This is a genomic window from Brevundimonas naejangsanensis DSM 23858 (genome assembly GCF_000421705.1).
Taxonomy (GTDB): Bacteria; Pseudomonadota; Alphaproteobacteria; order Caulobacterales; family Caulobacteraceae; genus Brevundimonas; species Brevundimonas naejangsanensis.
Genome location: NZ_ATXN01000005.1, coordinates 156,095 through 167,574 on the forward strand (window position 1 = coordinate 156,095; position 11,480 = coordinate 167,574).

At 67.9% G+C, this 11,480-nt stretch carries 11 protein-coding genes; 7 read left to right on the forward strand and 4 right to left on the reverse strand.

What is annotated here, in order from left to right; genetic code table 11:
- Positions 1-125: 125 nt before the first annotated feature.
- The 3 genes from cysK (at position 126) to H556_RS0111850 (ending at position 2,956) form a co-directional block, all read left to right on the forward strand.
- On the forward strand, positions 126-1,118 hold the full coding sequence (cysK, locus tag H556_RS0111840; RefSeq protein WP_024354631.1) for a cysteine synthase A: 993 nt from the start codon (positions 126-128) through the stop codon (positions 1,116-1,118).
- 35 nt (positions 1,119-1,153) lie between these two features.
- Positions 1,154-2,368, forward strand: a complete 1,215-nt coding sequence (locus H556_RS0111845; protein WP_024354632.1) for a DUF2336 domain-containing protein — start codon at positions 1,154-1,156, stop codon at positions 2,366-2,368.
- A gap of 165 nt (positions 2,369-2,533) precedes the next feature.
- Positions 2,534-2,956 (forward strand): Ros/MucR family transcriptional regulator, encoded by a 423-nt coding sequence (locus tag H556_RS0111850; protein WP_024354633.1) that lies wholly within the window; start codon positions 2,534-2,536, stop codon positions 2,954-2,956.
- Between the two features lie 217 nt (positions 2,957-3,173).
- Here H556_RS0111850 and H556_RS0111855 read toward each other — a convergent pair whose 3' ends face one another.
- The 3 genes from H556_RS0111855 to H556_RS0111865 form a co-directional block, all read right to left on the reverse strand.
- On the reverse strand, positions 3,174-4,289 hold the full coding sequence (locus H556_RS0111855; RefSeq protein ID WP_024354634.1) for a DUF2336 domain-containing protein: 1,116 nt from the start codon (positions 4,287-4,289) through the stop codon (positions 3,174-3,176).
- Entirely contained in the window at positions 4,286-5,620 is a 1,335-nt protein-coding gene (locus H556_RS15735) for a hypothetical protein (RefSeq protein ID WP_024354635.1), read from the reverse strand. The genes H556_RS0111855 and H556_RS15735 overlap by 4 nt, the downstream gene beginning before the upstream one ends.
- 79 nt (positions 5,621-5,699) lie before the next feature.
- The gene (locus H556_RS0111865) at positions 5,700-6,695 is read right to left on the reverse strand and encodes an ABC transporter substrate-binding protein (RefSeq protein WP_024354636.1); all 996 of its coding nucleotides are present in this window, start codon (positions 6,693-6,695) and stop codon (positions 5,700-5,702) included.
- A 919-nt stretch (positions 6,696-7,614) separates the two neighbouring features.
- On the opposite strand from H556_RS0111865, the gene H556_RS16385 reads away from it, so the two are divergent.
- On the forward strand, positions 7,615-7,893 hold the full coding sequence (locus tag H556_RS16385) for a hypothetical protein (protein ID WP_155802477.1): 279 nt from the start codon (positions 7,615-7,617) through the stop codon (positions 7,891-7,893).
- A 62-nt stretch (positions 7,894-7,955) separates the two neighbouring features.
- Here the strand turns inward: H556_RS16385 and H556_RS0111870 are convergent, their stop codons facing one another.
- A complete protein-coding gene (locus tag H556_RS0111870) occupies positions 7,956-9,773 on the reverse strand; it encodes an ABC-F family ATP-binding cassette domain-containing protein (RefSeq protein ID WP_024354637.1) in 1,818 nt (605 codons plus the stop codon).
- Positions 9,774-9,878: 105 nt separating this feature from the next.
- Between H556_RS0111870 and H556_RS0111875 the strand changes: the two genes are divergently transcribed.
- The 3 genes from H556_RS0111875 (at position 9,879) to H556_RS0111885 (ending at position 11,445) form a co-directional block, all read left to right on the forward strand.
- Positions 9,879-10,487 carry a TetR/AcrR family transcriptional regulator gene (locus H556_RS0111875; RefSeq protein ID WP_024354638.1) on the forward strand — a complete coding sequence of 203 codons (609 nt, stop codon included), beginning with the start codon at positions 9,879-9,881 and terminating at the stop codon, positions 10,485-10,487.
- The gene (locus tag H556_RS0111880) at positions 10,484-10,822 is read left to right on the forward strand and encodes a DMT family transporter (protein WP_024354639.1); all 339 of its coding nucleotides are present in this window, start codon (positions 10,484-10,486) and stop codon (positions 10,820-10,822) included. The genes H556_RS0111875 and H556_RS0111880 overlap by 4 nt, the downstream gene beginning before the upstream one ends.
- Before the next feature lie 143 nt (positions 10,823-10,965).
- Positions 10,966-11,445 carry a YcgN family cysteine cluster protein gene (locus H556_RS0111885; RefSeq protein ID WP_024354640.1) on the forward strand — a complete coding sequence of 160 codons (480 nt, stop codon included), beginning with the start codon at positions 10,966-10,968 and terminating at the stop codon, positions 11,443-11,445.
- Positions 11,446-11,480: the final 35 nt, after the last annotated feature.

Below are 11,480 nucleotides of genomic sequence, written 5' to 3' on the forward strand. Positions count from 1 at the left end.
TCCGTCGCGTCAGGGAGCGGCCAGCGCGGCTAAACACCGCGACAGAAAAGCTGCGGAGCGGGGCCTTGCTTCGCGCGTATAAGCCTTATCTGTTACGTCGCCCCCGAACGCACGGAGACCTCGCCATGTCCGACACTGCTCAAACCCAGGCCTATGACGCCAGCCGCCACAGGAAGGCGGGGCGCGGCCGGGTCTATGACAGCATCGTCGACACCATCGGCGATACGCCTCTGGTGCGGCTGCCGAACCTGACGGCGGCGCTGAAGCCCAAGGCCACAGTGCTGGCCAAGCTGGAGTTCTTCAACCCGATCGCCTCGGTCAAGGACCGCATCGGCGTGGCGATGGTCGAGGCGCTGGAGCAACTGGGCAGGATCAAGCCCGGCGCCACCCTGATCGAGCCGACCAGCGGCAACACCGGCATCGCCCTGGCCTTTGTCGCGGCGTCCAAGGGTTACAGGCTGATCCTGGTCATGCCCGAGAGCATGTCGATCGAACGGCGCAAGATGCTGGCCCTGCTGGGCGCCAAGCTGGAACTGACGCCCGCCGAAAAGGGCATGAAGGGCGCCATCGCCCGCGCTGAGGAACTGCTGAGCGAAATCCCCGGCTCGGTCAGCCCCGCCCAGTTCGAGAACTTGGCCAACCCCGCTATCCATGAGGCCACGACGGCCGAGGAAATCTGGAACGACACGGCGGGCGCCGTGGACGTAGTGGTGGCGGGCGTCGGCACCGGCGGCACCATCACCGGCGTCGGGCATGCGCTGAAGGCGAAGAAGCCCTCCGTGAAGATGATCGCGGTGGAGCCGACCGACTCTCCGGTCCTGTCCGGCGGCGCGCCGGGGCCGCACAAGATCCAGGGCATCGGCGCGGGCTTCATCCCCGCCGTGATCGACCGTGATGTCATCGACGGGGTGGAGCAGGTCACCAACGAAGACGCCTTCGACATGGCCCGCCGCGTCGCGCGCGAGGACGGCATCCCGGTCGGCATCAGCTCGGGCGCGGCCCTGGCGGCGGCCTTCCGACTGGCGGCCCAGGACGCCTATGCCGGTCAGACGATCGTGACCATCATCCCCAGCTTCGCCGAACGCTATCTGTCGACCGCCCTGTTCGAAGGGTTGTGACGGCCGGTTAACGCGTCGGCGCTAAGATCACCCTCATGAGTGATGCCGGAGCCAAGGCGCAAGAGACCGAGGCGCGACCGATGCGGGCGCGTCGCGCCCTGCTGCGTCGTCTGGCCGATGTGGTCAGCCTGCCCGCCAGCCGGATCAACGTCTTCGAGCGTTCGGTGGTCGGCGACCTGCTGGTCGACGTGTTGCGAACAGCCTCGACGGAAGAGCGCCGCCGGGTGGCCGAGCGGCTGGCGCCGCTGGGCGAACTGCCCGATGCGCTGAAGCGGCTGCTGCTGCGCGACGAGCCCGAGGTGGCGCGCCCGCTGCTGGAGGAGTGCGCCGCCTTGTCGGACGCGGACCTGATCGGCTGCGCGCGCGACGCCGGGCTGGAGCATCGCCTGCTGATGGCGGCGCGGCGCGGCCTGTCCGAGGTCGTGACCGAGGCCCTGTTCAACTGGGCCGAGGAGGCGGTGATCGCCGCCGTCCTGCGCAATGACACGGCGCGCCTGCCGCAATCCGCCGTCGAGAGCGTGATCGCTCTGAGCCGCAACGCGCCGGTTCTGTGCGCTCTGATCCTGCGGCGCCCGGAACTGCGGCCCTCGGGCGCCTATGTCATGTTCTGGTGGTGCGGGGCCGAGGAACGGCGGATCATCCTGCAACGCTTCGCCGTGTCTCGCGAGGTGATGCAGAGCAGCGTCGAGGACGTCTTCGCCCTGGCGGCGGAGGAGGGGTGGAGCGACCCCGTCGCGCGCAAGGCGCTGCAGTTCATCGAGCGGCGCCAGCGCAATCGTGCAGCCGTGGCCAGGAGCCCTTACGCCGATCTGGAAGCGGCCGTGGCGGCGGCGGGCGTCGGGGGGCTGACGCGCGAACTGGTCGCTGAGATCGGCTATCTGTCGGGGATCAAGCCTTTGACTTCGGCCAAGATCATGGGCGATGCGGGGGGCGAGCCCCTGGCCATACTGTGCAAGGCGACAGGGTTGGCGCGGCGCGACCTGGCGGCGCTGTGGCGGGCTATGCGCCGTCCGGAAACCACCGCTGACGGCGCCCAGCACCCCGATTGGCGCCGGGTGCAGACCATCTATGAAATGCTGGCGGTGGACCGAGCCCAGACGGTGCTGCGTTACTGGAACTGGTCTCTGTCTTCGGCGCTGACGCCAACGCTTCTACGGGCGATCCGCGAGGGGGAGGAGGCGCTGATCGACGAATACTCGGCGCCTGAACGTGCAGCCCTGCTGGCCCTTGCGGAGAACTTCGGTCGATAAAAAATCGGCGTTGTCGTAATTACTGATCACGGTAGTTGAACTCGCTTATCAAGCGATAAAAGACGGCTGCATTGCTTTCGAACTCGAACATCCGTATGAAACCGACGAGCGGCGGATCCTTTCAGATCAGTCGATTGAATTTGGGACGACAGAAGGCTGATCCGAATGGAAGAAAAACCCGAACTGCTAGAGATGACGGCGGACATCGTGTCGGCCTATGTCAGCAACAACACCGTATCGGCTGACACCGTGCCGGTCCTGATCGCGCAGATCCACGCCGCTCTGTCGGGCGTTTCGGAAGCCCCGGCTGAAGCCGAGCCCGAGCCGCAAGAACCGGCCGTCCCGGTCCGCAAGTCGATCACGCCGGACTTCCTGATCTGCCTGGAAGACGGTCGCAAGTTCAAGTCGCTGAAGCGTCACCTGCGCACCAAATACAATCTGAGCCCGGAAGAATACCGCGCCAAATGGGGTCTGCCGAAAGACTATCCCATGGTCGCCCCGAACTACGCCAAGGCGCGTTCGGAACTGGCCAAGCAGATGGGCCTGGGCCAGGGCGGCCGCAAACCCGCCCGCGCGACCCGCAAGTAAAAGCGGCGCCACGCTAGACTATTTTCGGTTCAGTCGGATTCGACTGAACCCAGAACAATGGTCCAGAATTATGCTGGAGCGAATATCTGAGCTGAGTTGGACATGCGTCCAACTCAGCCGATTTCGCTCTAAAGACAGACGCCCGCCTTTCCAGCGAAAGGCGGGCGTTTTGCTGTTCAGGGGCCGGATCGAAAGGCGGATCGAAAGGGGGGGGCCGTCAGGCCGCCTGCATCGCCTTGCGCGCGCGCCAGAAGCGGATCGTCCGCATGGCGGCTTCACGGGTCAGTTCCTGATACATCCCGGCATAGGCCCGCGCCTTGCCCATCGCGTTGTCGTCGGTGTTCAGCAGGACGACGGCGTAGGTCAGGAACAGGGCGCGATCCAGGTCGGCCGCCTTGCAGATCACCGCCAGGGCGTCCAGCTCGCGCCGCTCGATGATCTGGCGGGCGGTGTGGAAGTCGACGTCAGCCAGTTGCGACAGGGCGATCAGGAAGGCCGTCTGGCCGCCCGAGCGCAGGAAACGGGCCAGCACCTGAGGCGTCAGCTGATGGGCGGCGCGTAGTTCTTCGACATAGGCCAGGCTCTCGGCGTAGTCGGGCGGCAGGGCGCCGTCTTCGGCGGCGACGCGCGTGCGGCCGGCGGCTAGGGCGCTTTCCAGCAGGGCCGGGTCCATCCGCGCATTCTGTTCCAGAATGCGCTGACGCAGGCGGGCTTCGACCTCGAAATACAGGTCGTTCAGCAGGTCGGGCGGCAGGGCGGAGCGCTCGACCGTCACCGCGTGCAGGGCCGGGTTGGCGCGAGCGCGTTCCACGGCGGTTTCCGAGGCGGCGCGCGACAGGCTGGCGCCTTCATTGCCCAGCAGCACGCCCAGAGTTTCGTCGTCGCCGCGTTCGACAATGGCGTCGGACACGGCCTCGGACACGGCGGCGCGGCGGCTGACGGCGCGCATATGCCCCTGACCGCGCGAGCGCACCACGCCGATCAGGTCCGCCTCGGTCAGCACCGGCGAGGCGCTGAGGACGGGGGCGGCGACGGTCTCGGCTTCGTCATTGGCCAGGCGGCGGATCAGTTGGTGCGGGGCGTCGGGCGCCTCGGCGAACCGCTCGGCCAGTTCGGCGCGTACGGCCGTCTCCATAGCCTCGGTGAGGTCGGACAGGACGGCGCCATAGAGGGCGGTTTCCGCCTCGGTGTGCTCGGCTGCGCCGAAGAAGCAGTCGGTCAGCTCACGCAGGAGAGCGCGCCGCTTGGGGCTGGAGCCTTCCTGGGCCAGGGCGATCAACTCAGGCAGGCGCGAGCCGGTCTCGGCGGCGGGGGGCAGGGCGCCGTCGCTCATGGCAGGCCAGGACCGTCAGGCATGGGACCGTCGATCATGGGGGCGGCGCGCAGACGGCCCTGGGCGTCGCGCATGACAGCGGGCGCCTCGGGCGGCTGAGCCAGGTCGTCCGAGCTGATCGGTTGATCCAGTTCGACCGGCAGGGCGTCCAGATAGTTGGGCGCGGGCAGGGGCGTGGCGTCCGGCTGGCGGCCCGCCTGACGGTGAACGGAGTAATAGCGGGCGCTGCTCTGAGCTGGAGCGTCATTGGACGCGGGCTGGGGCGCGGGCTGCGGCGCCGTCTGGGGCGGTTGCTGCGCGGGCGCCTCGGGCGAGGCGGGAGGCGAGGCGGCGGGCGCCTGAGGCGCATTCCTTTGCAGTTGGAAGATCAGCGCGTCGCGACGAGGCGCCAGCGGGTCGACGGTCGGCTGGGCCGGTGCGGGCGCGGGCTCTGGCTGAGCTTGGGGCTGAGGCTCGAGTTGGAGCGGGGAGGCAGGCTGGACCGGCGGCGTGGGCGGCGCAGGCTGGGGCTCGGCGATAACGGTCTGCGGCGGCTGTCGCACCGGTTCAGGCGCCGGCTGTGAAGCGGGTTGAGGGGCCGGCTCGACGACGCGCGGGACTGGTTGAACCGGCGGCGGCGTCGGCATCGGCCGTAAAGGCTCGGGCATCGGCGCGGGCGTCGGCTGAGGCAGGGGCGTGTGCTGGACGGGGGGAGCCGGCGCGGGTTGCGGCTGACGCTCTGGCTGGGCGCGCGACCAGGGGGTCTGGCTCGGCGCCGGGGCACGCTCAATCGGCGCGGGCGAGGCCTGATACGCGGGCTGGGGGGGGATCTGAGGCGGCGCATAGGGCGCAGGCTCAGGCTGACTCTGCGTCGGCTGGCGCGTCCACGGCGGGGGTTGATAGGACGGCTGATAGGGCGGGGGCGGCGTGAAGTCGGGCGCTGGGGTTTCGGCTGGAGGACTCACATACGGGCGCCAGACGGCGTCCGGGTGGCTGGTCACCGGACGGAACTCGGGCGCGGGGGCCTGCTGGGGCTCGCCGTAGGTCTGAGCGGAACGCCAGGGGTATCCGCCGTGCGGGATGATCGGCGGGCGAGCGGCATAGGTCGGGCTGTCCGCCACAACCTGCTGCGGTGGGGCGAAGCTGTCAGCCGGGGCGCTGGTCCAGTCCGGCGCAGGCTGGCTGGTTGGATGGGCCGCAGGGCGGCCGGGCCAGGACAGCTGGCGTGCATGAGAGGGCGCCGGATAGGGCGGTTGGCCGGGGCTTTGCTGCGGCGGGACGGGCTGCGCCCAGGCGGCCGTGGCCGCGCCGAGCGCGGGCAGAAGGGCGGCGATGGTCAGGGTGCGCGGCAACGGCGCCTCGTGAAAACTGAAGAGGTTCAGCCGGGCATCCTAGGCGGCGCGACTTAATCCTCGCCTAACGTCGGGCGATTTAGCCGCGCGAGGGCAGATACTGGCCGGTGAAGGCCTCGCGCCAGTCGGGCGCGGCGGGATAGGCGCCTTGCGTCTGATCGGCGAAGGCCTGCCAACGCTCGGGCGTCATGGCGCCGAGGCCGTACAGGGCCGCATCGCCGCCGTCGACCATGGCCTGGGCGCGCAGAGCCGCGCGGGCAGCGTCGAGCGCGCGCTGGGGCAGGTCCGGATTGGCGCGGCGGATCAGGGCGTCGCCCTTGGCCCCGTCGCCGTGGACGTAGTCGCGCCAGCCCTCGACCGAGGCGGCGATGAAGTTGCGCAGGGCCTGGGCATTGTCGCGGGCGAAGGCGTTGGGCGCCAGCACCAGGCCGGAATAGGAGGGGTAGCCGTCCTCGGCCGAGGACAGGATCAGGGGCTGGAAGCCGACCGCGCGCGCGATCATCTCTGGGCCGCCGTCGGTGAGGCGCGCGACAAGCACGCTGTCCGGATCGTCGCGGAAGGCCTTCAGATTATCCTCGGGAGCGCCGGGGCGGGCCTGGTCGGGGGTCAGGTCGAAGCGGGCGCGCAACCAGGTCCAGAAGCCGCCCTGATCCCTGGGCTCCATCAGGATGCTGCGACCGCGCAGGACGGTCAGATCCTCCAGTTGCTGGTCGGGATGGGCCAGCAGGACGACCGGGTCTTTCTGCAGGAAGGCGGCCACGGCCTTGACCGGGGCGCGCTCGGCGATCAGCCGCAGGGGCAGGAAGCTGTCGCGGCCGATGGCCAGTTCGACCGCGCTGGCAGCCAGAAGGGCGGGGATGTCGGCGCCGGTCGGGCCGGCCAGAATCTCGACGTTGAGGCCGCGCCGCTCATAGGCCCCGGCCGCCAGCGCCTGATAGAAGCCGCCATGCAGGGCATCGGCCGGTCCGCCCGCCGCCACTCGCAGGCGCACGCGGCCGGACTCGTCGGTCGGCGCAGGGGTACGGCCGCACGCCGACAGCGCGCCCATGGCGCTCAGGCCAAGGGCGCCGACCATGAGGCGGCGTCGGTCTAGGTGGGGGCGAGTCATCACGTCTAGGGTGTAGGGGGGCGGGCCGCGCTTGGAAAGGCGGCGGGGCGTCGCCGGGCCGATTTCCGACCTGCAATCCGGCAATCCAGCGCCGGAATTGAGCGAGGGGACGTAACCCTTTGAGCCAGACCGTCGCCGGTCGGATCGCGGATCGCGTCCCCTCGCCAAGTCCGGGTTGGACTTGGCCGCTATAGGGTCGAAACTTCGCCTCAGCGTCGGCGGGCGAACCCGGCGTCGTTCGGCGCCTGTTTCATCGGCTCCTGGTCTTCGGCGTTCCGCAAGGCGAACCTCGCGCCGTCCGTCGATCCCGGCCCGGTTCTCCGTGATCCCTGCGCCGAAACGCTAAAGGATCGGGAGCCTTGGCCCTGCGTCGGTGTTTCCGCGTCCTCCGAGGAGGCTTGGAACCCTGGGTCAGAGAGCCGGACTGGTCCGCTTGATTTCCGAGTCTCCCCGGATTTCCGCGCCTCCGTGTCCCTTCGGCCTGTTGACGTTCCCGCGAAATCGGTTATTGGGCAAGCGCCCAAACCGGCGCGTCTGTGCGGAATCGTCCCGGACCCGGTGGGTAAGCCTGTGGATATCTGTGGGCGGACGAAATTCGCACAGGCGGATCAGGGCGTTGCGCTGTCCACAGGAAAAGGCGTCCGTTCCGTTTTCTAGGCCTAACGTCGCCGTTGCTCTCAGATGGGTGCAGGCCGTTGTGGCTCGGGCCTATCGTTCGGCTCCCAATCCGATCGGCGGAAAGGCCGCAGGCTATGCATAATGCAGTGCTGGGGCTGACCTGCTGCTCTATCCATCATATCGAGAAAGACGAATTTCACATATTATTGTTTTGTGAGCTGGTTGGATCTCGCCTTCACTAGGCGGAGATTACTCGAGGGAGGTGAAAATGAGCTATCTGGCCACGCGGAAGGTACTGGCGTGCGTGTCAATTGCGGCGATGGCGCTGCTAGTTGCTACGCTGCCCTGGTCATCGTCGGCGGAAGCGGATCCCATATCGGAATACGATATGTGCATGCTGAATGCATACTACGACTGTTATCCTCAGGACCCCTATGGCCTGCCGCGCCCGCCGGACCTCAGCAATATTGATGAAGTGGCGCAATTTGAGCGGTGTCTTGCGACGACCTTGCCGCGCTGTTCCGGGCTTCCCGGCGATCCTAACTGATCACCGGTTTACATAGCTTGCGGCGGCCTTGAGGGGCCGCCGCTACCATGGGGGCGAGGTTGTTAGTCCGCCAATGCGGCCTTCTTCTCTTCCAACTCCAGCCAGTCGAGTTCGGCGGTTTCCAGTTCGGCGCGGGCTTTTTCGGCGGCCTTCATGGCGCGGTCGAAGGCGGCGGGGTCGCGCGAATAGAGGTCCGGGTCGGCGAGGATGGCGTCTTGCTTGGCGATTTCGACGGGGAGGGTCTCCATCAGCTTTTCGACCTCTTCCAGACGGCGGGCGTCCTTGTAGGACAGCTTGACGGTCTTCTTGGGGGCGCGGTCAGAAGGCTCCGCCTTCTCGACCCGACGCGCCCCTGAGGGCGCGCTGTCGGCGTGGGTCGGGGGCGGGGCGAGGAAACCGGGGTTCTGGCGCAGGAAGTCCTGCCAGCCGCCGGGCGTCTCGACCACGTCGCCGCGACCGTTCAGGGCGATGGTGGAGGTCGCCAGGCGGTCTACGAAGTCGCGGTCGTGCGACACCAGGATCAGGGTGCCGTCATAGGATTCGAGCAGCTCTTCCAGCTTCTCCAGCGTGTCCATGTCGAGGTCGTTGGTCGGCTCGTCGAGGATCAGCAGATTGGCGGGCTGGGCCAGCGCCCGCGCCAGCAGCAGGCGGTTGCGCTCGCCGCCCGACAGGGTGGAGATGGGCTGTTTCAGTTGGGCTTCCTGGAACAGGAAGTCCTTGGCGTAGGCGGCGACGTGCATGGAGCGGCCGCGCACCAGGATGGAGTCGCCGCCGCCCGGCGTCAGGGCGTCCCACAGGGTCATGTCCGACTTTAGTCCCTCGCGCGACTGGTCGAGGTAGAGGGGTTCCAGGTTGGCGCCCATGCGGACGGTTCCCTCGTCCGGGGCCAGTTCGCCCAGCAGCACCTTGACCAGGGTGGTCTTGCCCGCGCCGTTGGGGCCGACGATGGCCAGGCGGTCGCCGCGGATGATGCGAGTGGTCAGGTTCTTGAAGATGGTGCGGTCGCCGAACGCCTTGCTGACGCCCTTGATGTCGGCGACCAGCTTGCCCGAGGCGCCGCCGGAATCGACGCCGAGGTTCAGCTCGCGCGGGATGTCCTTGACCCGTTCGGCGCGGTCCAGGCGCATCTGTTGCAGGGCGCGGGCGCGACCTTCATTGCGGGTGCGCTGGGCGGTGATGGAGCGGTAGAAGGTATAGGTCTCGGCCTCGATGCGCTTGGTCAGGCGGCGAAGGGACTCGGCCTCTTCCTCCATGACCTTGGCGGCCCAGTCGTCGAACTCGACGAAGCCCTTGTTCAGGGTGCGGACCTTGCGGCCTTCCAGCCAGTGGACGGTGTCGGTGACGCGGTTCAGGAAGGCGCGGTCGTGGCTGACGACCAGAAGGGCGAAACGGGCCTGGATCAGCTCATTTTCCAGCAGTTCGATGGCCAGGATGTCGAGGTGGTTGGTCGGCTCGTCCAGCAGCAGCAGGTCGGGCTCCTCGGCGAAGGCCTTGGCGAGCGCGGCGCGGCGGATCTCGCCGCCCGACAGGCCTTGTGTGGACTTGTTCGGGTTGAGGCCGAAGGTCTCCAGCCAGCTTTCGGCGGTCCAGCGTTCGGCCTCGCCCGAAGCGGCGTAATCGGCCAGGGTTTCGCCGGTGATGACCGGTTCCTGCGGGACATAGGCGAAGCGGGTGCCGGCCTGGAACGAGCGGTCGCCCGAGTCCGGCTCGATCAGGCCCATGACGACCTTCATCAGGGTGGACTTGCCCGCCCCGTTGCGGCCGACCAGGGCTGCGCGGCTGCGCGGCTCCATCGCCATGTCGACGCCGTCGAACAGCGGGCGGGGGCCGTCCTGAAGGCGGACGTCCTTGAGGGCGACGAGAGGGGGGCGAGGGGCCATGAACACCAGTCCGAAAGGGGAGGCGACGCCTATAGCGCGTCGAGGGGGCCGAGGGCCAATATTTCAGGATTTACACAAAACCGTCCAGACGGTATGGCGCTCCGCATGGACGCTCAACCGATACGCCGCACGCCCGAAGACACCCGCCGCCAGATTATCGAGGCGGCCATCGAGCTGGCCGCCGAAGAGGGGGCGATGGCGGTGACGCTGGACGCCGTGGTGGCGCGCCTGCCGTTCAGCAAGGGCGCCCTGCTGCACCATTTTCCGAACAAGCAGGCCCTGCTGGAAGGCGTGCTGGACCATCTGTCGCTGGAGATGACGACAGTGGTGCTGGCCGAGGCGGCGCGTGATCCTAATCCCTATGGCCGCAATGCGCGGGCCTATCTGAGGACGGTGGTCAATGAGCCGGCGACCGAGCGGGACGTGAGCATCGGGCGCGCTGTCCTGGCCGCCTGCGCCATAGAGCCGAGCCTGATCCCGCGCTGGCGCGAGGCGATCCGCAGCCTCACGGTGGGAGACCCGGAGGATCCGATGGGCCGGGACGACGCCCTGATGCTGCGGCTGATCGCCGATGGTCTGTGGATGAGCGACCTGTTCGGCACGCATGAGGTGTCGCTGGAACAGCGCCAGGCCCTGCTGTCGCTGCTGACGCCGGGCAGTCTGCTGACGGACGGCTATTCGGAAGCCGACGCCGATGGGAAGGTCGACGCATGAATCCGGCGACCTGGCTGGCCCTGCTGGGCGCGATCGGCTTCGAGGTGATGGGGACGACCCTGTTGCAGCAGTCGCAGCAGTTCACCCGGCCGCTGCCGACGGCCGGGCTGGCGGTCTGTTACGGCATCGCCTTCTATCTGCTGACGCTGGCGCTGAAGCAGATGCCGGTGGGGCTGGCCTATGCGATCTGGAGCGGGCTGGGGGTGGTGCTGATCTCGGCGATCGGCGTCTTTCTGTTCAAACAGAAGCTGGACGTTCCGGCGATCATCGGCCTGGTGATGATCATCGGCGGGGTGGTGGTGATCAACCTGTTCTCGAAGAGCGTGACGCACTGAAGCGCGCCGGCGGTGCGGCTGAATCGCCGAGACCAGGATCGCCTGACCCTCCCCACCCGGTCTTCGCTTCGCTTCGACCACCCTCCCCATGAAGGGGAGGGAGAAGGCGACAGCGGGGGTTTTGAGGCGTATAGGGCGCGCCCATGAGTTCCGCGCCAGCCAAGCCCTTCTGGGAGACCAAGACGCTCGCCGAGATGAATCCGGGCGAGTGGGAAAGCCTGTGCGACGGCTGCGGCCTGTGCTGTGTCATCCGGTTCGAGGACGAGGACACCGACCAGATCATCCCTACGCGCGTGCATTGCAAGCTGTTCGATACGGACGCCTGCACCTGCACCGATTATGCTGATCGTCAGGCCGAGGTGCCGGACTGCGTGCAGCTGACGCCCGACAATATCGAGCGGCTGAAGTGGATGCCGCTGTCGTGCGCCTATCGTCGGCTGCATGAAGGGCGGCCGCTGGCCTGGTGGCACCCGCTGGTCTCGGGCGACCGGGAGACGGTGCATGCGGCCGGGGTGTCCGTGCGGCGTCAGACCGTCTGCGAGACGGCGCTGAACGAACCCGAGGACGCCCTGGACTTCGAGGCGCCGGAATGGATGGCGGAACGCGGCGTCGCTAACGAATAATTCGTCGACCGGGGGTAAGGGCGTGGTCAGGGCGA

What these genes read in the sequence shown, in the direction of transcription:
- cysK (WP_024354631.1), top strand. Translation starts at nt 126, where the DNA reads ATGTCCGACACTGCTCAAACCCAGGCCTATGACGCCAGCCGCCACAGG.
- H556_RS0111845 (WP_024354632.1), top strand. Translation starts at nt 1,154, where the DNA reads ATGAGTGATGCCGGAGCCAAGGCGCAAGAGACCGAGGCGCGACCGATG.
- H556_RS0111850 (WP_024354633.1), top strand. Translation starts at nt 2,534, where the DNA reads ATGGAAGAAAAACCCGAACTGCTAGAGATGACGGCGGACATCGTGTCG.
- H556_RS0111855 (WP_024354634.1), bottom strand. Translation starts at nt 4,289, where the DNA reads ATGAGCGACGGCGCCCTGCCCCCCGCCGCCGAGACCGGCTCGCGCCTG.
- H556_RS0111865 (WP_024354636.1), bottom strand. Translation starts at nt 6,695, where the DNA reads ATGGTCGGCGCCCTTGGCCTGAGCGCCATGGGCGCGCTGTCGGCGTGC.
- H556_RS16385 (WP_155802477.1), top strand. Translation starts at nt 7,615, where the DNA reads ATGAGCTATCTGGCCACGCGGAAGGTACTGGCGTGCGTGTCAATTGCG.
- H556_RS0111870 (WP_024354637.1), bottom strand. Translation starts at nt 9,773, where the DNA reads ATGGCCCCTCGCCCCCCTCTCGTCGCCCTCAAGGACGTCCGCCTTCAG.
- H556_RS0111875 (WP_024354638.1), top strand. Translation starts at nt 9,879, where the DNA reads ATGGACGCTCAACCGATACGCCGCACGCCCGAAGACACCCGCCGCCAG.
- H556_RS0111880 (WP_024354639.1), top strand. Translation starts at nt 10,484, where the DNA reads ATGAATCCGGCGACCTGGCTGGCCCTGCTGGGCGCGATCGGCTTCGAG.
- H556_RS0111885 (WP_024354640.1), top strand. Translation starts at nt 10,966, where the DNA reads ATGAGTTCCGCGCCAGCCAAGCCCTTCTGGGAGACCAAGACGCTCGCC.